We start from the raw sequence: 19597 nt of genomic DNA, 5'->3' as shown, positions 1-19597 counted from the left end.
ACCATGTTCCTCGATCATTTCAAAATGAACAGCCATCCCTTCCAGGAACGCCCTCCCGTGGAATGGATCCTCAACGACCACCGCATCTCCCAGTCCCTGGCCAGACTCGACTACTTTGCCCGGCAAGGGACCCTGGCCCTCCTCATCGGACCAACCGGTGCCGGAAAATCCACACTCTTAAGGCTCTTCATCCATAACCTCTCTAAAAACCGCTACCGCCCCGTTTATCTCCACTTCACCGGAATCCCGTCATCCAGCCTGCTTCGCCTAATCGTGACTCAGTTGGGAGAAGCCCCCCGGCGAGGCAAGGATCATCTCTTTTTACAAATTCTCGATCGCACCGCAAAAGAAGATCTCTCAACGGTGCTTATCATCGACGAAGCCCACCTTATAGATCCGCAAGCTTTGACCGATCTGCGCCTCCTGGTTAGCTCAGCCCTCGATACCGATACTCCCGTAAAGATCGTCCTCAGCGGTCAGGAGCCCCTCGCCAAGCTCCTTGCCCGTGCCTCTCTTAGCGATCTTGTCAACCGAATCACCGTCCGATGTCACCTCGGCGCCTTAACCTCGGACCAGACCACCTCCTATATCGACTCCAGGATGCGTTTCGCGGGGAGCAACGAGAAGGTCTTCGAGCCCGAAGCCAAATCCCTCATCCATGACTATGCCAGCGGCATCCCAAGGCAGATTAATAACATCGCTACCGCCTGCCTCCTCAATGCCGCCGCCCAAAATCTCAACAAGATCAACGAAGCCCTGGTCACCGACACCATGGCCGAATTCCGCCTTCCCTAGGAGAAGACATCATGACAAAGCTCTATTCCAAGCAAAAACTCCGGATACTGCGTAATCAGATCCCCATCTCCCGGCTCATCTCTGATTTTCTGCGCATCCCCTGCAAAGTATCAGACGGGTATTTTCGCTTTCTATGCCCCCTGTGCTCTGAGTTTCAAACCGCCACCAACCCCAAAACCAACCTGGCCCGGTGCTTCCGGTGCCAGAAAAACTTCAATCCCATCGACATGGTCATGGCCGTCAAATGCTGCAACTTCCGTGAGGCTGTTGAAATGATCGACGGCTTACAAGACTGCTAAAATACTCACGTCTTCCCTCACAAGCTCCCACCAACTTGTGGGGGAGGACATCTTCATCTAAACTGGGACTCTCAGAGTCAAATATTGTGAGACTTAGCACCTGGAAGATGTTCTCAACACAGATCAGCGACCCAAAATCGACGATTATGAGGACTACATCTTCATTGTCCTGAAAATGTTTTACTTCCTTGAAGACGCCGATGAGCTTGCAGTGGAGCAGATCAGCCTGGTCTTCAGGCCGGGCATTGTGATTTCCTTCCAGGAAAAGCAAGGCGATGTTTTTTACCCCATCCGGGAACGGATTAGAAATACCAAGAGCAAAATCACCAGAAACGGCAGTGACTACCTGGCCTACGCGTTGATCGACGCCATCGTCGACCATTACTTTGTGGTCCTCGAGCGGTTGGGAGAAAAGATCGAGCTGCTTCAGGAACAACTGGTTTCCGAGCCCGGTGAACAAACATTGCGAAGCATCCACCGGCTGAAGCGCGAAATGATCTTTCTCAGAAGGTCTGCATGGCCGTTGCGCGAGATCATCAGCAAAATGGAGCGGGAGGAATCGCCGCTCATCCAGGAATCGACGACCGTGTACATCAGGGACGTATATGATCATGTGATGTACGTGATCGATACCATCGAAACCTATCGCGAAATGGTCTCCGGCATGATCGATATCTACCTCACGTCCATGAGCAACAGATTGAATGAAGTGATGAAAGTTCTGACCATCATAGCCACGATATTCATTCCCCTGACGTTTATTTCAGGCATTTACGGGATGAATTTCGAGTACATGCCGGAACTGCGGTGGCGTTGGGGGTATTTCACGATCCTGGCGGTGATGGGAGCCATTTTGATCGGCATGCTCCTCTACTTCAGGAAGAAAAAGTGGCTCTAATCTAATGATCCCCCGGCTGCCCCCGAGAACCCATCTGCTGCAAATTCTCCTTCACCACTCTACGCAGGTCCGGCCGAGCAAAATGCAGCATTCATTGAACAGGGGCTCCCTCGCTCAACATTTTTTCGACTTCGCTCCTGGCCCTGTCATAGAACTCGGTTTCGTCTATCGCACCCTTCACGTATTCGCTCCATGAAGAGAAATCGCGGAAAAAACACGCTTGAATGCCGGAATCGTCGCAAATCTGCTTGTAAATTTTGTTGGCCCGCTTTGCTCGTTCCTTTTTCTCGGTTTCTTGCTGTTCATATTTCTGATCCGTTTTCTCAATGACCAGATATTTACCGAAAGTCTCGGAAAACTGCTGCAATTCGTCCCTGGCCCGCTCAGTCAGATCCGCTTCGCTGATCTTTGCATCAAGGTACTCCTGCCAGGCAGCAAAGCTTTGCCAGGAACACACCCGCATCCCCAGATCATCACAGACCTCCTGATAAATCCGGTCAGCTTCGTTCGCACGGTCTTTCGCCTCCCGTACCGAGGTATCACCTTCCTGCGGTCGTCCTGAAGAAGACTTGATCATCACTTTTCCCTCCACCGTAGCATTGTAATTGAGTTGCGCGGCTTAACCCGCGGTCAACTGAAAGTAGGAAAGAACATTAGTGAACCCCTTTCAGCAACGTGTCAACCTTGTTCGCGGGAATCGCAAAGCCGATGTTTTGGGCGTTTTGAACCACGGCCAGGTTAACTCCCACCAGTTCACCGTCAAGATTGAGCAGGGCTCCGCCACTATTGCCGGGATTGATCGAAGCATCCGTTTGCAACAGGCCCGAACACACGTAACTGCAGCTGTTACTGGAGAAATCCCTGTCTTTGCCGCTGATGACCCCCACGGTCACCGAATTTTCCAACCCCAGAGGGTTTCCGATGGCAATGACCGTCTCTCCCACCATGATGTCGTTGAAATCTGCCAGTTTCGGGCTGTTGACGGCATACGGAAGATCGACCTTGAGCAGAGCCAGATCATCAGGCTGGCTTGCCTTGCTGAGTTTGGCCTCCAAAATGGTCCCATCATTGAGGACCACATAGATGTTCCTGGCCTTCATCACCACATGGGCATTGGTAACCACATAGCCGCTGTCACGCACAATGACTCCCGAGCCGATGCTCTTGTATTTCAGGGTACCTTCAAAGTAGGCTCTACCAAAATATTCACTGAAAAACGTGTCCAACTTGCTGCCGTACTCGCCCCACTCGGGAAGTTCTTTCAAATCCAGCACCGTCTCCGTTCTGATGTTGACCACAGCCGGTGCATAGCGTTGGATAACATGGACCACCGGCGTGTTGCGAAGCGATCCACTGTGCGAACTGGAACATGCCATTAGAGCAATGATCGTGGTGCAGGCAAACAATAGCTTGAGTCTCATCATCGATTCCTTTCGCTGCCGGCAGCTGTCTTATTTGCACGAAATCCAGGTCGACCGTCTCCATGGCTATATTCCGGGGTTGAGGTGAGCCCCGCGGCTCGCTTGATTCAACCCGGCCTGCCCGGGACCCGGAATCCTCTCCCTGAAAACCACAGTTTCCTCAAGATTGAGTAAAATAACTTTAACACATACAATGTAAAATTATACGGGTTGAGCGTAAAAGGGTAAATTTTTGCCAAGAGGCGGGGCGGTGACCCGGCAGGAACAGAGGAGCAAAGAAGGCAACATGAAAGCCGTGACATTCAAGCACAAAAGCCTTTGGCTGACGGACAAATCCAGGCCCGTTGTCGAGCAGGATCAAGTCCTCATCAAGGTGGTTATGGCCGGTATCTGCAGCACGGATGTAGAGCTCTTTGAAGGCTACTATGATTTCTCCGGTGTTCCCGGCCATGAATTTGTGGGAATCGTCCATGAATCGCCGGGCGACCCGCGCCTCGAGGGAAAACGGGTTGTCAGCGAAATCAATTGCGGCTGCGGAAACTGCCGCTGGTGCAAGCTCGCCAAGCAACGACATTGTGCCGCCCGTAAAGTGATCGGCATCAAGGACTGGGACGGCGCCTTCGCAGAGTATGTTCGAGTCCCCCTGGAGAATGTTCACCTCGTAGATGAATCCATCAGCAGCGCGGCTGCGGTTTTCGTGGAACCCCTGGCTGCCGCTCTGCAAGCGAGTCAGCAGGTTCACCTTCGCGCCGCCGACAGAATAGCGGTTCTGGGTGACGGCAAGCTGGGGTTATTGACGGCGATTGCCCTGCGGCACTTCAATCCGGACTTGATTCTCATCGGCAAGCACCAGGATAAGCTGGCCGTTGCTGCAGACCAGGGCGTCAAAACATACCGGAGAGCGATTTTCGGGTCGCCTGCAGAGCAAAGAGAAGTTCTCGGGTTTTTTGACATCGTAGTGGAGGCCACGGGCAAGGCGGAAGGCATCAGCGACGCCCTGGAACTCATCAGACCGGAAGGGACCATCGTGGCGAAGTCCACTCTGCACAAGCCTTCCCCCATCCATATGGCGCGCATGGTGGTCAACGAAATCCACCTGGTGGGCTCACGCTGCGGCGATTTCAACCTTGCCCTGGCCTTTCTTAGAAACCAATTGGTGAATGTGCTTCCGCTGATTGAAAAAGTCTATGACTTCACTGACTTTAAGGCTGCCTTCGAGCATGCCCGCCTCGCGGGCAGCAGGAAAATACTCCTGCGCTATTGACCCGCCCCGTCGTGAAACTTGCGATCGCCGCGACATGCGGGTATACCGGTTAAGCATTAGATGTTTCATTATTTGCAGGCCTTGTCGCTGGGTTTCGTCACGCCCAGGCGTGACGAAACCCAGCAGTGACTGCCGGCATAGGAATGCATGTTTCTTTCGTTAACAAGTATAATTTGTTGGTGTTCTCCTCTCGCAAGCAGACATTCAACCCGCGATCCAGGCGGGCCATGAAGAAGGCAGTGACCCCATGGAATATCAGGTGATCATCGTAGGCGCAGGACCAGCCGGCATTTTTGCCGCCCTCACCCTGGCACAGGCCGGCATCGACCGGGTGCTCGTCATCGAGCAGGGAAGAGATCTGTGCGACCGCCAGAGGTCTGAAGACATGTTGTGCGGCTGGGGAGGTGCCGGTGCGTTCAGTGACGGGAAGCTCACCCTTTCCCCCGAGGTCGGCGGCTCGCTGGGGGATTTCATCGATACGAAATCTTTGTACGCTCTTCTCGAAAGAGCCGATGGGATTTACGTGGAACACGGAGCTCCCGATCGGATGTTTGGTGCAATGTCTCCACGCATCGAGGATCTCGCAGACAGGGCCCGGCTCGCGGATCTGGAACTGGTTCCGGTACGCATCCGCCACATCGGCACGGACAATTGCAGGATCGTTTTGGATCGACTGCAAAAAACCCTGGCGGATCGTGTGGAAATTCGTCCAAGATGTCAGGTGCAGACATTGCTGGTAGAACATGGTCGTATCCGGGGGGTTAAACTGGCAGACGGCCAAATTCTCGACAGTCGCTTCGTAATCGCCGCACCGGGCCGCTCAGGAGCGAGCTGGATGAAAGGTCAGGCGGAGGCACTCGGACTCAAGACCAGGGCGAGTCCGGTTGACATCGGAGTGCGCGTGGAACTGCCGGCGGTGATCCTCAAAGACATCACCGATACCAGTTACGAGTCCAAACTGATTTACTATTCCAAAACATTTGACGATAAGGTGCGCACATTCTGCATGAATCCATACGGAGAAGTGGTGACGGAAAAGAATGGGGAGATCACCACCGTCAACGGCCACAGTTATGCCGAGCGCAAGAGCGCCAACACCAACTTTGCTATCCTGGTGAGCAGTGCCTTCACGGAACCTTTCGACGATCCGATAGCCTATGGACTCTACATTGCACGCTTGGCGAATCTCCTGGGAAAGGGCGCCATCATCCAACGACTGGGAGATCTTCTGGCCGGTCGGCGCAGCAACCACGCACGCATCGCCCGGTGCCTCACGCGGCCGACGCTGGCTGAAGCCATTCCCGGCGACTTGAGTTTCGTTTTCCCGTATCGGCTGCTGTTGAGTATCATTGAAATGCTGCAGGCGCTGGAAAAGCTCGCACCCGGGGTGTATTCGCGACACACGCTGCTGTACGGCGTGGAAGTCAAATTCTATTCCAATCGCATCCATGTGTCCCGTGAAATGGAGACCGAAGTAGCCAACCTGTTTGCCATCGGCGATGGTGCTGGAATCACCCGTGGCCTGCTGCAAGCCTCTGTCAGCGGAATCATGGCAGGGGAAGCCGTTGCTTCTCGATTCAGGCAGTAGCCGACACTTTTCACCAGGTTTAACAAGAAGGAGTCATTGATGCATGAAACCCGGGAACAAAAGGTGCTCGAGGCCATGAAGTCAGCCGGCAAACCCGTCAGACCTGGAGAACTGGCGAAATCGATGGGGATGGAAAGCAAAGCGGTCTCCAAAGCCATCGATGCCTTGAAAAAGAAGGGTAAAGTGGTTTCTCCCAAGAGATGCTATTACGCCCCGGCCGATTGAAGGGGGTAGAAATGACGCACTGTTGACAAATTGCTTGACAACGACCGTCTCTTTTGGCTTATTGAACACCGTTTAGAAAAATCGTCGTTTTTCAGCATCCCGGAACACGGTGCAAATCCGTGACGGTCCCGCCGCTGTGATCGGGGAGGGAATCTGCCTGGAGCTTGTGCTCGGCCACTTTCGAGGCTCACCTCGAGGGGAAGGCGGCAGATTTTTCCATGATCCGAGAGTCAGAAGACCTGCTGAGCAAACGTCGACGGGAACCCGATGGTAAAAGGAACCCGGATGAGCCGGATAACAACCGGCTTGTCCGGGTTTTTTTATTGTGAGCCCATCGATCGAATCAAAATTTCAACAACTCGAAGGAGGATCGTATGCAGAAGAAAGCTCGAATCATTTCTTATCGTCGTCGTTGCACGGATCTCAACCAGGGAACCGGATTGTCCCATTACATTCTGCTGACTGCCAAGAAAACCGAAAAGAAATAGGAAGGATGCATGATCACTGCACAAAGTATTAAAGAAGCGCCCCGTTATGCCAACACGGGATACGGTCCGCAGTTTGCCGTGCTGGAACTCGGCCTTACCGACCGCGTAGCCGTTGTTGAGCCCGATTCGGCCTTTTGGGCTTTGGTTGCGCGAGACGCCTTGGAAGATGTCCTGGCCGGCAGGCTGGTCACCGATTTTCATGAGCGGCAGGAAGACTTTCGGGTGGAAATGCAGCAGTTGCGCTTTGGCCTCAAACCATCGGCCGTCTATTTCAACCCGACCGAGCGCTGCAATTTCAACTGCAGCTACTGCTACTTGCCGGAAACAATGCGGTTGAGCGGTAAGAGCATGAGTAAAGCCGAGCTGCATGAGGCGTTGGAAAGGCTCAAAGACTATTTCGGCGCGATCTTGCCGGATCATGTCAGGCCCCAGTTGATCTTTCACGGAAGTGAGCCTATGTTGGCAAAAGATGCGGTGTTTGCCGGCATCGAAAGGTTCCGTGACGATTTCGCTTTCGGCATTCAGACCAATGCCTCGCTGCTTGACGATGAAGCCATCGCATTCCTGACGGACCAGCGGGTGGGCATCGGCGTATCCTTGGATGCGCCGACCGCGCAACTGGCCAACCTGACGCGCAAGACCTGGCAGGGTGCAGGAGCTTTTGAGCGGGTAATGAAGGTGATCGAGAACCTCTCCGGCTATCCGGCCTTCAACGTCATCACCACGGTGACTGAGAGCAATGTTCGAACCATTTCAACCATGGTCGACTTCTACCATGAGCATGGTGTCGGCACCGTGATGTTCAATCCGGTGCGCTGCACTCAGCCCGGCGGTCATCGGTTGAAACCGGCCAATGACGTGCTTGCCGAATACTTCTGCAAGGCCCTGGACAGAACCGGTGAGCTCTACCAGAGGACCGGCAGGAAGCTGGTGGTCGCCAACTTTGCCAATGTCCTGGCGGGGATTGTCGGCCCCACCACCAGGCGCCTCATGTGCGACCTGTCGCCCTGCGGCGGAGGGCGCTGCTTTTTTGCCGTGTCCGCCCATGGGGATGTCTTCCCGTGCAGTGAGTTCATCGGTTTTGATGCCTTCAACGGAGGCAACCTGTACCGGGATGACCTGTCTGCCATCCTGGCAAGCGAACCTTTCCAGTCGGTCACCAATCGCAAGGTTGAATCCATTGTCCCCTGTTCCGGATGCGCCATTCGACACTACTGTGGAGCGCCGTGCCCGGCTGAAGTCAAAGCCGTTGCCGGAACACTCAACGCACCCAGTCCCTACTGCGAATTTTACGAGGAGCAGGTGCGTTACGCCTTCCGGGTGATCGCCGCAGGGGCGGAACAGGCTTACCTGTGGGACGGCTGGCAGGAAGAGAGCGAACCAAGTTTTTGCTGGATTTGAACCAACCTTGATCGTTGGGCTCAAGCGGCATCGGCCAACCATCGGCCGGTGCCGCCTCGTCTTTCCTTTTCCCATCACTTCACACCCCGTCCCGAGCAACACCGCCGGTCCCTTTCGCAACACCCTTGTTGACTCAAGCGTTCAGAATTTAGTGGAAATGATTTGTAAATGCTTATAATTAGAAAGTATAGAAATTTCCGGTTACTTTTCACAGACGCCGACGGGTAAAGTTTGCTGTTCTGTTCCCGCGCTGTTGTTTGCAAAATCCTGGGAGGCTGGAGTGAAAAAGAGAGCCCTTTGCGTGCTGATTCTGTTGATTTTACTTGCATCGCAGTCCGGCTGTGAGCAGTCCGATCTGGATACCGTTATGCCAAAAGTTTCCCCCGGGGTCACGGATCAGGAAATCGTGCTGGGCTCTTCGCTGGCGCTGCAGGGTCATGCCAGTTTTCTAGGGACTCAGACTTTGCGCGGGGCGCTCTGCTATATTAATTATGTGAACGATAACGGTGGAATTCACGGGCGCAAAATTAACATCACAGCCTACGACGACAGCTACGATCCGCCAAAATGCCTGGCCAATACGCAGAAGTTAATCATCGACGACAAAGTATTCGCTCTCTTTTGTTATGTGGGCACGCCCACTACGGTCAAGATCCTGCCTCTGGTGGAAGAAGCCCGGATTCCTCTGGTGGGCATGTTTACCGGCGCCAATGCATTGCGGGACCCATTCAATGCCTACGTGATCAATGTGCGCGCCTCTTATTATCAGGAAACCCGGGCTGCAGTGGCTCATTTGCTCAAGGATTTGGGCCTCAGTAAAATCGCCGTCTTTTATCAATACGACGCATTCGGCTTCGACGGCCTCACCGGGACCGAGCTCGCCTTAAAAGAATTCAACCTGGCTCCGGTTGCAGGCGGCTCCTACATCCGAGGCACCATGGAAGTGACCGAGGGACTCAATAAGATTATCGGCTCCGGGGCCGAAGCGGTTGTCATGATCGGAACCTATGATCCTTGTGCCAAGTTCATCCGCCTCGCCGTCGAACGAGGATACAATCCGGTCTTTTACCTGGTTTCCTTCGTCGGTGCCGAGGAACTGGCTCGCAGGCTTGCCGCGCAACGCGATATAACGGTGATCATGTCGCAGGTGGTGCCGCCGCCCGAAGGCGGTCAGCCCAAATCGCTGCTGGAAGGGGAAACCGGTTATGTGACTTTGCTCAACAAGTACTTTCCGGACGATAAACCGAACTTTGTGGGATTCGAAGGATATATCAACGCGCGGGTCCTGGTGGAAGGACTCGATCGGGCCGGGCGCGATTTGACCAGAGAAGGTTTTATCGCCGCGGTTGAGTCCATTCAGAATTATGCGCTCGGATCGGATCTCGAAATTTCCTTCGGCAGTGATGACCATCAAGGTCTCGACCAGGTCTATTTCACTTTGTTGGAAAACGGCGAGTTCGTTTTAGTTCAAGATTGGACCGAAATTGAGAAGGAAATTTCGGCGCGCAAACCGGGCGCGGCACCCCCGGAGGAGATTTCTCAACGGCCATGAAACGGTTTGCCGATATCAGCCTGAAGAACAAGTTCTTTTTTGCCAACCTGGTGGTGATCCTCATCATCAGCGCTACCATCGCTTTCCTCGCCCGCTGGATACTGGTTTCGACTCTCATTTCCGAATTGGAATTGAGGGGCGTAGCCATCGCTCGCACCATTGCCGAACGGGGCAGTGGTTACATCCTCGACAAAAACTACCCGGAACTGCTGGGCCTGATATTTGATGAGGCGAAGCTGACCGAACGCCAACATCTTGTTTCCTACATTTTTATCACCGATCAGGACAATGAGGTCATCAGTCACACCTTCACCCGTCCGTTCCCTGCCGAGCTGCGCCACGCCAATCCGGTGCCGGCCGGCGAAATCCGCAGCGTGCGATTGTTTGCCATTGGAGACCAGGCCGCCTACGATATCGCCACTCCCATCACCCAGGGGATCTATCGCATCGGGATGGTGCATGTGGGGCTGAACAAGAGCCATATCGACAGCCTGGTGGCAAAATTGCGCTTCGCCTTTCTCGGCTACCTTTCGGTCATCATTATCATCATATTTGTTCTCAGTCACTGGCTCTCCAAATACATCACCATGCCCATTTCCAAACTGACCAGGATATCCGACGAGCTGAGCCGCGGCAATTTTGATGTTCAGCTGGACAGCAATTCTCATTTTGAAGATTTTGTCCTGGACAGCACGCCCATAGTCGTGTATGCAATTGTTATTTGGACTGTTTTTAGGCCCATAACAATTTGCAGCAGGACTGGAGGGGAGATGTCCAATAAACCGGTTAAATTGGAGACGTTGTTGAGCTTTCTGCGAGCCGCCATTGATCACTTCCCGGATCAGCGAACCGGCAACAATACCACCTATAGCATGCAAGACATTGGTATGGCCGCGTTTTCCGTGTTCTACACTCAGAATCCTTCATTCCTCGCACATCAAAAAGCAATGCGCCAACGCACCGGTAGAGACAATACTCAAACTATTTTTGGTATCCAACAAATTCCTTCCGATAACCACATCCGAGACATGCTTGACCCAGTTGCTCCATCATATCTTTCGCAGGTCTTTGACAATGTGTTCGAAACTCTTAAAACGCAGAATCTGCTCTCGCCTATGCTCTGGTACCGGGACAATTTGGCGATGGCCTTTGATGGTACCTACCATTTTTCATCCAAGAAGATTCATTGCCCGAATTGTTCAACCACTATGCGCAAAGATGGTTCGGTAACCTATCATCATAGTGCCATTACACCGGTGATCGTAAACCCTGCCCACAACGTGGCGATTTCCCTGGCTCCTGAATTCGTTGTCCCTCAAGATGGCAGTGACAAACAGGACTGTGAAACCAATGCCGCTAAGCGGTGGCTGGAAAAGCACGGCGATAAATTCCGTAAAATTGCTGTAACTATTCTGGGCGACGACCTCTATTGTCGTCAACCAATGTGCCGGCTGGTTCTCTCCAAGGGGTTCAACTTCTTGTTTGTGTGCAAGCCCGATTCGCATAAAAGCCTTTATCGATGGGTGGAACTGCTGGAGCAGCATGGAGACCTCAACCAATTTGTTATCACCCGTTGGAATGGGAAGCAGCGGGAGATCTACACCTATAAATACGCCAACGACGTGCCTCTGCGCGACACCGAAGATGCATTGACAGTCAACTGGATGGAGTTGACCATTTCCAAAGAAGACGGTCAAGTGCTCTACAAAAATGCCTTTGCCACCAATTTTAAGATTACCGATCATAATGTGGAGATCCTTGTCGCCGGTGGCCGCAGCCGCTGGAAAGTAGAAAATGAGAACAATAATACGCTGAAGACCAAAGGCTACAATCTCGAACACAATTACGGACACGGCAAGCAGCACCTGTCCTCACTGCTGGTCGCCTTCAACCTGCTGGCCTTTTTGTTCCATACCGTCTTGGAATGGACCGACCAAGACTACCAGCGGCTTCGAAAGATTCTACCGTCACGCAAGACATTCTTCGATGACCTACGGGCCTTGACCCGCTACATTTGTTTTGATAGCTGGCAACACCTCCTGGACTTTATGCTAAAGGGCCTTACGCGCGCTGCACCTGGATAAGCGATGGATTGTAGAGAGGACATCTTCAGCGTATATTGCCCGCCCGCAACACGAACTACAGACAAGATTGAACTCGGAAACGTCTTACCAGAAGACGCAGGCTATATCTTTGCCCTCGCATCACCTGGGAGCAAGTGCGAAAAACTCGACAAAACCCAAAATGAGAATTGCTGTCAGCTGGACCTGCACCAGGTACGAGGAGGATGGGAGCCGCATGACTGCCCTGCTTTTGCCAGCAATGACCTGCCCTGCTGGCACTTCGATCAGGTGGACCCGTTAATCGCCCGTCCCGAAAACGGCAGCGAGGAACTGAGGACTTGTCGCAAATGTGAATTCTATCGCCGGCAGCGGGGCGATGAAGTGGCCCAGCTGGCCGATTCCTTCTACAATATGATTTGGAGCATTCGACTGTACCGCAGGCGCCTGCACGAGTCGGAGGAAAAATACAGGTCTTTATTCGACAGTGGGCCGGACCCAATTTTTGTGGTGGATTGCGGTACGTTCGAAATACTCGATGCCAATCCGCGCGCGGTGGAAGTCTACGGCTATCCCAAAAGCGAGCTGCTTGGCAGGTCTTTCCTCGAACTTGGGCCGGAAAACACCGCCTCCTGCCTCGCTTCGTTCGAAGAGGAGGGAGGCAGCCAGGGATCTGCGTACTACCCGAAGGTGATGCACTACCGTAAAGGAAACAAACCCTTCTTCGTAAGCCTGCATGCCTGCCACATCAGTTACCGGGAAAGGCCGGCCATCATTATCTCTTCTACCGACATATCCGAGATGATTGAAAAAGATGCACAGTTGATTCAAGCGAGCAAGATGAAGTCTTTGGGGGAAATGTCCGCCGGCATTGCCCATGAGCTCAATCAGCCTCTGAACGCAATCAAAATGGGAAGCGATTTTTTGGCGATGGTGAGCGAGCAGAATCTCGAGGTCCCCGGGGACCATCTCCACCAGGTCGTCAGTGAAATCAGCACCCAGGTGGACCGGGCCGCTGAAATCATCAACACCCTCAGGTCGTTCGGCAGAAAGGCGGAACTGGTAACGGAAAAAGTCGATATCAACAAGCCGATTCGCGGAGTGGTCTCCATTGTCAAGAGACAGTTCGAGCTTGAAAACATTCAGATTCAATTGCAGCTTTCCGACCAAATCCCAGCCATTCTTGCTCATGACAACAAGCTGCAACAGATCTTTTTCAACCTGGCGGCCAACGCCCGCGATGCGATTAATGAGAAGGCCGAGACCCACGGCGGAGCGCCCGGTGGTGCGATCACCATTCGTTCTTACCAGGACGGCGACCAGGTGGTGGCTGAAGTCCAGGACACCGGCATCGGCATCCCTGAATCGGTGCGGGACAAGATTTTCGAGCCTTTTTTCAGCACCAAGGAAACCAGCAACGATATGGGCCTCGGTCTCGCCATCACTTACGGCATAGTGCAGGACTACGGAGGCGAGATCCAGGTCATGAACCGGGAGGGCGAAGGAACCACCTTCAAACTGAGTTTTGCAGCGGCGCATTGATGCGGCGTTTTAAGGCGTGTGACTGATAGAATCCACTGCAGGGAGGATGAATGGAAAAAGTACTTGTCATTGATGACGAAAAACCGACCCTCGTTATGTTCAGAATGACCCTGAACGCTTACGGGTATACCGTGTTTACCGCAGAAAACGGCAGAGAGGGGCTGGAAGTTTTCGAGCGGGAACACCCGCCGTTGGTCCTCACCGACATCAAGATGCCGGGCATGGATGGTATCGAGGTGCTCAAACGCATCAAGGAGATCGAGCCAAGAACCGAAGTGATTGTCATTACGGGCCATGGCGACATGGAGCTGGCCATCAAAGCGCTCAATCTTGACGCGACCGATTTCATCAATAAACCCATCCAGCGCCATTTGCTCGAACAGGCCCTGAAGCGAGCCAAGGAAAGAAGACAACTGGCCAAGAACAAGGAAAACGAGATTAGACTGGAACCGTTGGGCACATGTGCCGTGCTGCACATCCAGGGAAATCTGACCTCACACTCGGAAGCCAGGCTGCAGGAAGCTTATAAGCGGGCAGTGGAAATGGACAGGAAGACCATTATCCTTCATTTTCTCGAAAATGCATCCATCAACGGCGCCGGCATTGCTCTACTGACTCAACTGCTGCTCGATAGTCAAAAGCAGGGACAGGAAGTGCTGATCGCCGGACTGTCGGAGAATTTCAGGAAGGTGTTCGAGATTGTCGGCATCTCCAGGTTGGTCAAGTCCCATGAATCACTGGAGCAGGCCTTGAGTGGAGCCTGAATCGGAAACGGCCGCTGTTTTTTTACAGAATCAATCATTGGAGCTCATCCGTTGATGAAATTCCAAAGGAGTGTTACCCATGAAGATGAATCGGCGGAACAAAGGTATGCTCATTTTATTAATTTTATCGTGTTCGGCGTTTTTTGCGGGACCAGCTTTCTGTGACAGTCCTCCTGAAGAAGGGGACACCCTGCCTGACATGGAGCTCACCAGTCCAACCGGGGAGGCCGACCGCCAATACCTGGGGGTGCAGGGGGCCACTTTCAAGCTCAAGGACCTCGATGCCAAGGTAATAGTGATCGAAGTCATTGGTGTCTACTGTCCCTATTGCTATGAGCAGGCGCCGCTTTTTAGAAACCTGTTCAACCGGCTGCAGAAGGGCAAACTGCAGGACAAGGTAAAGATGTTCGGGATAGCTGCAGGGGGTACTGCCATGGAAATAGAGCACCTGCGCAAGGAAGGCCAGTACAATTACCCGCTGGTGCAAGACCCCCGATACAGCGTGCACAAGTCATTGGGGGAGCCGCGCACGCCTTTCACCATGGTGGTTGATCAAGAGGGAAAGCTCCTTTACGTGCATCCGGGCACAATCAAAGACATTGACCCGTTCTACGACAGGATCGGCAAGCTCGCAGAATAGCCCATGCAAATCGATACCTCACAATGGCGCAGTGCGTCTGACCCGGCCCAAAAAACCCGCGGCGAGCTCGACAGGAGGGTATTTTTCCTGGAGACTCTCCTGGAGACTTCACGGGAACTGGACGGCCTGATACAACCCAAACGAATTATGGACGTTTTCCTGCTGATGACGATGGGCTCTTTGGGCATCGGTACAGGATTGATACTGCTGCTCAACACCAGAAGTCGGCAGGGGAGCATGCTTCACAGGGGTATCCCCGAGTCCGAAGCGACCAGTCTTCAGCAGAATCTGTGGCCGATTTATGAACAGTTCTATGCCCAGGAAGCGCACCCCGGCCTGACCTGCTGCGTGCCGAAAATTTTGAATCGCGACAGCCTGCCTGAACATTCGCCACTGCCCGGGCAAACGGAACTTGTTGTGCTGTGGAACATCAGCCAGGAATACTGCGGTCTCTTGGGACTGGGCAGGAAGATATCCGCGCAGCCCTTTGAAGAAGATGATTACAGCCTGCTCTCGAACCTCATCAACATTCTGGTCAGTGCACTGTCCCACGCGCTTTTCACACAGAATATTCAACAGCTCAACGCCGAGCTGCAGAAGCAGAACATCCGCCTGACGGAAACTCTCGAACTGGCTCAGCACGCTCGCGACGACCTGGACCGACGCGTGCATCACCTCAGGAGCCTGTACGAACTGACAGCTGAGTTGAGCCCTATTGCTGAATCCCAGAGGCTGCTGGAGGCGTTCCTGTTGAATATCCTGGGAACATTTGGAGTGAAAGGGGGATTTGCCCTGATCTATGAACGCTCCGCTCAAACGGTCAAAACCGTAGCCCGGGGAACCAGCCGGCAGCTTCATATCGCTGCAAAGGAAGCCGATAAACTGTTCTACAGGTGCCTGGCTGCAGCCGCGAAACGCACAATGGAGCCTCTGACCGTCTCGCGTCTGCAGGATCCGCAAGCGCTTTTCGGCGAGCTCGATCTTGGTATCAACATGCAGACGGCGGCCATGCTTGTTGTCGACCAGTCGGCTCTGGGGCTCGTGGGTCTCGGACCAACCCTGGCCGGTCTGCCCCTGGCGGACGAAGAAGAGCAGCTGTTTTTTGCCCAAGCCGCCAATTTCATGATTTTTTTCAGGAATGTGCGCGCCTTTGAGACCATTCAGTGCCTCAATGAAGATTTGCTGCAAGCCAACCGGGAGCTCAAGCAGACGATTGCCGACCTCACCGAGGCGCGCCACACCATTAAAGTACTGGAAAGAGCGAAAACAGCACTGAAGGGTGTGCTGCAGCGCCAGGCCGATCGCATCGGTCGGGCGAGTGTGCTGGATGTTTCATTGATCCTGCTTGCCGCGCTGATTCTTGCCTGCACTTTTAACTACGCCAATCCCCATGGTATTTCCGTCTTGCCGCAAGCGATTGTTCAGGAGCCGCCTGCCGAAATCGATGCGGTCACGGCGAGAGCGCTGCAGCAGGCCGGACAGGCGGTCATAGTCGATGCCAGACCGCCGGAATTTTATCGTCAGAAGCACATTGCCGACTCGGTGAACGTGCCCGCGGCGTTGTTTGAGATCATCTACAAAATGAAGCTGACAAGACTGGTCAATGCAGAAACCGTTGTGATCGTGTACGGGCGCAACATCAGTCGACGCTATGACGAGCATGTGGGACAGCTGCTGATGGCACGTGAACATGACAAGGTTAGAATACTCTCCGGAGGACTAAGGGCTTGGCAACAGCAGGGATATCCCGTGAGGCCATGAAGTTTTCGGGGCGCCTCTGGAATCTGGTGACTCACCCGTACCTGGTGCTGGCCATCCGCTTGTACATAGGGGGGCTTTTCATTTACGCCAGTATGTACAAGATCAATTATGCGGGAGAATTTGCCGAAACCATTGCCGGTTACCAGTTGGTACCGTACTGGGCGGTGAACCTGGCGGCGCTGGTTATGCCTTGGGCCGAACTGATCTGTGGCCTTTTTCTGGTGATCGGCTTCCGCACCAAGTCGGCCGCTGCGATCATCATCGGGTTGTTGGCATTGTTTGCCGCTGCCATTGCAATAAGCCTGATGCGCAACCTGCCGATTGGATGCGGCTGCTTTCATGCATTGGGGGAGCAGATGAGCTGGAGGACCTTGGTGCGCGACCTGGTTTGGCTGGCGCTGGCCGTATACGTGTACGCGTTCGATTCGGCGCTGCAGATTGAAAAAAACCTTTTTTTGAGTGTCAGGGAGCTCTAATGATCAATCGCGTTTTTTGCGTTTCCTTCGTGCTCCTGCAGTTGCTGGTCGCGCTCTGCTCCTGCGGAGAGCAGCCTGCCCTGGTTGGCACATATGAGGCGACCAATCCACAGGACCCGGAACACGTGGTGGTGCTGGTGCTCCAGAGCGGGGGCAATGGCTCATGGAGCTTCGCAGATGAAGAGGTGCCCGTCCGCTGGGAACAAAGGAAGGAGCAGATCTGGCTGCACCACAAAGGCGGCGGAATCCTGGCAGGCAAAATCAGCGGGGCCGGCGAAATCGAAATTGTGCTGCCCGGCATCGGCAGCATGCTGTTCAAAAGACAGAAGATCACATCAGCTGCCGGATTGCTCAATCGGCTATTCACAGAGCGCGGGTCGCGGGTGTATAGTGCACGGAATTGCGCTCTTGTGTGTTTCAACCGGAACCTGGCGGAGGTTTTTGACCGGTGATCCAATATGTTCCAGGGGCATTAAGGCCCTCTTTTGCGGTATCGAGGTTTTGGATCACGGCCGAAGCATCCGCAAAACCTGCAAAATGAAAGGAGTCGTCATGAAGTTGGCTAAAATTTTGGTTTTATGGATCTTGGGGCTGGTGTTGCTCACCGGCTTGGGCTGTTCTTCGGAGAAGAAGGAAGAAGCGGTAAACGCGCCTCAAGAATCGAGTCAGGCTGAGCAGGCGAGTCCGGTAATGCGGTGTCAGGAAAAATTTGAACAACTGGATACAAGCAAAGATGGCAAAGTTTCCTACGAGGAATTCACCGCGGTTGCGCATCCCGTCGGCAATTCCGAATTGATTTTCAAGGGAAGAGATAAAGACGCGGATGGATTTCTAACTATCGAGGAGTTCTGTTTGGGCAAAGGGATGGGAAGAGGCGCGGGAGCGCGCAGACAATAGCCTTCCGGCTTTCCCGAGGAGCCGATAAAGTCCCGGCCTAATGCCCGTCCGGGACTTGACTAATGCCCACAACACATTACAATTAGCACACCAATAAGCTCATCTTTACCGAAGGGGGCGAAACGGGTTCGACGGAGGTAAAGAAGCTTAAGTTGCATGCCGAGGTCCCGATTCCTCGTAAAACCGTTGGGGCTAAACATAAACGCAGACGATTATGCGTACGCCGTAGCCGCTTAAAGCGGCTACCGTTCCTCCGGTCTTTTCTCGCGAGGCCGGGTTGGAGCGTCGACTCAGCGAGATGGCTCTCAGTACGGCGCCTACAGTGCTGAAGGCGAGAATTCAGTGGGCTAGCCTGACGGGAAGCCTGCCTGTGGGGGTCCCCAAAGGTGAACACCTAAAACGCAGGCTAAGCATGTAGAAGCTTAAGCGGAATGCTTTCGGACGCGGGTTCGACTCCCGCCGCCTCCACCAAATTATTTTAGTAACATCAATAAGTGACAAAAAAACTTTTGTAAGCATGTGAAAAATCACGTTATCGCCCACCTCAAAAATTGAGTCTTTTCAAGATGACTTTCGGCGAAATCCCGCGGTCGAAAACCGGAATTTTTTAAACAAAGATGGCCAACGCTCCGGATAGACTGATAGTACCCGTTGCACCGCCCCCGCTTCACTGAATCTGTCTTCCTGAAACCTATTTAGAAATTGGTTGGAGAGCTTAGCATAATGGATATGCTCTTCAAACATTGAAGGCTCCTACTGAACGCGTACTGCGGATCACATTAACCTGAATTCGCGATTTACTATCGTCAAATCCCTCCTCCCGGATTCGCTGCATGATCTGAACGGCCGAATAGGAGTGAGTTTCCAGCATGCGGATGATGGAGTGTTTGAAAGGATCGAGCTTGCTTGTCCTCCGCGCATAGGATTTTCTTGGGCGGAAGCGCTTTTCCTGGAGCCACTTTTCCACTGTTCGGGGATCAGGTCCGAGCTCTCGTGCAATCTGTGTGGGCTTTAGACCTTCTTGCTCATGGTAGGCTTTGATTTTGGGAAATAGCTCGAAATCTATCATTTGGCTCCTCCCATCATTTGCCTGAAGATCTGTGCAATGGCTACAGGCTGGTGAAGGGGCACCCTATCGGGACGCTCCACCAAAGGCTCCAGGGAGAGTACCTGGTAGAGAGGCTTTTCATAGGCGATGAGCCTTGCCGTGACCAGGTTTTGGCGGGCCTCATTCAGAGCGGGCAAGTCCATGGTAAGCCGTGTCATTAGCTATGCGTCGGAGTAGTAGCCGAGCCCCTGGGAATCGGCCACGGTAACCAGGAACAGGTAGAGGGCAGCCGCCGGATGACTGATCGATTCAATGAATCGGTCACGGACCAGACGGTGATCCACCCAGCTGAACTTGCCGGGGACCTTGCGGATACGCTGTGGACAGATGGGATACTTTTGGATCATGAGTTCCTCCTGGTGCCAGGCATTGCGCGGGTCCGGAAGGAAGAAAACGTGACAGTTCTTGCACTTTGCGA

Annotated in this window: 21 protein-coding genes, 1 other RNA gene, 1 pseudogene and 1 riboswitch; of the genes and pseudogenes, 18 read left to right on the top strand and 5 right to left on the bottom strand. The window is 53.5% G+C overall.

Annotated elements, in window-relative coordinates; all coding sequences use genetic code 11:
- Positions 1-3: 3 nt before the first annotated feature.
- The 3 genes from K1V27_RS16035 (at position 4) to corA (ending at position 1992) form a co-directional block, all read left to right on the top strand.
- A complete protein-coding gene (locus K1V27_RS16035) occupies positions 4-795 on the top strand; it encodes an ExeA family protein (protein ID WP_258927473.1) in 792 nt (263 codons plus the stop codon).
- 11 nt (positions 796-806) lie between these two features.
- Entirely contained in the window at positions 807-1094 is a 288-nt protein-coding gene (locus tag K1V27_RS16030) for a CHC2 zinc finger domain-containing protein (protein WP_258927472.1), read from the top strand.
- Between the two features lie 100 nt (positions 1095-1194).
- Positions 1195-1992 (top strand): magnesium/cobalt transporter CorA, encoded by a 798-nt coding sequence (gene corA, locus K1V27_RS16025; RefSeq protein WP_258931166.1) that lies wholly within the window; start codon positions 1195-1197, stop codon positions 1990-1992.
- Positions 1993-2083: 91 nt separating this feature from the next.
- On the opposite strand, the gene K1V27_RS16020 is transcribed toward corA, so the two are convergent.
- Both K1V27_RS16020 and K1V27_RS16015 read right to left on the bottom strand, forming a co-directional pair.
- The gene (locus K1V27_RS16020) at positions 2084-2569 is read right to left on the bottom strand and encodes a hypothetical protein (RefSeq protein WP_258931057.1); all 486 of its coding nucleotides are present in this window, start codon (positions 2567-2569) and stop codon (positions 2084-2086) included.
- A gap of 76 nt (positions 2570-2645) precedes the next feature.
- Positions 2646-3416, bottom strand: a complete 771-nt coding sequence (locus K1V27_RS16015) for a S1C family serine protease (protein WP_258931056.1) — start codon at positions 3414-3416, stop codon at positions 2646-2648.
- Positions 3417-3699: 283 nt separating this feature from the next.
- Between K1V27_RS16015 and K1V27_RS16010 the strand changes: the two genes are divergently transcribed.
- The 15 genes and pseudogenes from K1V27_RS16010 to ssrA all read left to right on the top strand — a co-directional run bounded on the left by K1V27_RS16010 (position 3700) and on the right by ssrA (position 18542).
- Positions 3700-4677, top strand: coding sequence for an MDR/zinc-dependent alcohol dehydrogenase-like family protein (locus tag K1V27_RS16010; protein WP_258931055.1), 978 nt, complete (start codon positions 3700-3702; stop codon positions 4675-4677).
- Between the two features lie 247 nt (positions 4678-4924).
- The gene (locus K1V27_RS16005; RefSeq protein ID WP_258931054.1) at positions 4925-6265 is read left to right on the top strand and encodes an NAD(P)/FAD-dependent oxidoreductase; all 1341 of its coding nucleotides are present in this window, start codon (positions 4925-4927) and stop codon (positions 6263-6265) included.
- 39 nt (positions 6266-6304) lie between these two features.
- Complete coding sequence (locus K1V27_RS16000) at positions 6305-6490, top strand: MarR family transcriptional regulator (protein WP_258931053.1); 186 nt, start codon at positions 6305-6307, stop codon at positions 6488-6490.
- Positions 6491-6591: 101 nt separating this feature from the next.
- A riboswitch (cobalamin riboswitch) is annotated at positions 6592-6729 on the top strand.
- A 258-nt stretch (positions 6730-6987) separates the two neighbouring features.
- Entirely contained in the window at positions 6988-8379 is a 1392-nt protein-coding gene (gene cbpB, locus K1V27_RS15995) for a peptide-modifying radical SAM enzyme CbpB (protein ID WP_258931052.1), read from the top strand.
- Positions 8380-8659: 280 nt separating this feature from the next.
- Positions 8660-9931: an ABC transporter substrate-binding protein gene (locus K1V27_RS15990; RefSeq protein WP_258931051.1), complete on the top strand. Its 1272-nt coding sequence runs from the start codon at positions 8660-8662 to the stop codon at positions 9929-9931.
- Positions 9928-10425 (top strand): annotated as a pseudogene (locus tag K1V27_RS15985) (ATP-binding protein); the annotation flags it as partial. The gene K1V27_RS15990 and the pseudogene K1V27_RS15985, both read left to right, overlap by 4 nt.
- Before the next feature lie 306 nt (positions 10426-10731).
- A complete protein-coding gene (locus tag K1V27_RS15980) occupies positions 10732-12015 on the top strand; it encodes an ISNCY family transposase (protein ID WP_435051665.1) in 1284 nt (427 codons plus the stop codon).
- A 3-nt stretch (positions 12016-12018) separates the two neighbouring features.
- Entirely contained in the window at positions 12019-13533 is a 1515-nt protein-coding gene (locus tag K1V27_RS15975; protein WP_258931050.1) for a PAS domain-containing sensor histidine kinase, read from the top strand.
- Between the two features lie 50 nt (positions 13534-13583).
- A complete protein-coding gene (locus K1V27_RS15970) occupies positions 13584-14297 on the top strand; it encodes a response regulator (protein WP_258931049.1) in 714 nt (237 codons plus the stop codon).
- Positions 14298-14376: 79 nt separating this feature from the next.
- A complete protein-coding gene (locus tag K1V27_RS15965; RefSeq protein ID WP_258931048.1) occupies positions 14377-14937 on the top strand; it encodes a peroxiredoxin family protein in 561 nt (186 codons plus the stop codon).
- 3 nt (positions 14938-14940) lie between these two features.
- Complete coding sequence (locus tag K1V27_RS15960) at positions 14941-16698, top strand: rhodanese-like domain-containing protein (protein WP_258931047.1); 1758 nt, start codon at positions 14941-14943, stop codon at positions 16696-16698.
- Positions 16695-17174, top strand: coding sequence for a MauE/DoxX family redox-associated membrane protein (locus K1V27_RS15955; RefSeq protein ID WP_258931046.1), 480 nt, complete (start codon positions 16695-16697; stop codon positions 17172-17174). Before K1V27_RS15960 ends, K1V27_RS15955 begins: the two co-directional genes overlap by 4 nt.
- A complete protein-coding gene (locus K1V27_RS15950) occupies positions 17174-17626 on the top strand; it encodes a hypothetical protein (protein WP_258931045.1) in 453 nt (150 codons plus the stop codon). The genes K1V27_RS15955 and K1V27_RS15950 overlap by 1 nt, the downstream gene beginning before the upstream one ends.
- A gap of 100 nt (positions 17627-17726) precedes the next feature.
- Positions 17727-18071, top strand: a complete 345-nt coding sequence (locus K1V27_RS15945; protein WP_258931044.1) for an EF-hand domain-containing protein — start codon at positions 17727-17729, stop codon at positions 18069-18071.
- Between the two features lie 113 nt (positions 18072-18184).
- Positions 18185-18542: a transfer-messenger RNA gene (gene ssrA, locus K1V27_RS15940) on the top strand.
- A gap of 265 nt (positions 18543-18807) precedes the next feature.
- Here the strand turns inward: ssrA and K1V27_RS15935 are convergent.
- Genes K1V27_RS15935 through K1V27_RS15925 form a run of 3 tightly spaced genes read right to left on the bottom strand, consistent with a single transcriptional unit; the run spans position 18808 to position 19526 of the window.
- Positions 18808-19140 (bottom strand): hypothetical protein, encoded by a 333-nt coding sequence (locus tag K1V27_RS15935; protein ID WP_258931043.1) that lies wholly within the window; start codon positions 19138-19140, stop codon positions 18808-18810.
- Positions 19137-19337: a hypothetical protein gene (locus K1V27_RS15930; RefSeq protein WP_258931042.1), complete on the bottom strand. Its 201-nt coding sequence runs from the start codon at positions 19335-19337 to the stop codon at positions 19137-19139. The genes K1V27_RS15935 and K1V27_RS15930 overlap by 4 nt, the downstream gene beginning before the upstream one ends.
- Before the next feature lie 3 nt (positions 19338-19340).
- A complete protein-coding gene (locus tag K1V27_RS15925; protein WP_258931041.1) occupies positions 19341-19526 on the bottom strand; it encodes a hypothetical protein in 186 nt (61 codons plus the stop codon).
- Between the last annotated feature and the right edge of the window lie 71 nt (positions 19527-19597).

The organism is Desulfoferrobacter suflitae, from assembly GCF_022603395.1.
Classification (GTDB): domain Bacteria; phylum Desulfobacterota; class Syntrophobacteria; order Syntrophobacterales; family Syntrophobacteraceae; genus Desulfoferrobacter; species Desulfoferrobacter suflitae.
This window is presented reverse-complemented; position numbering and strand designations above follow the sequence as displayed.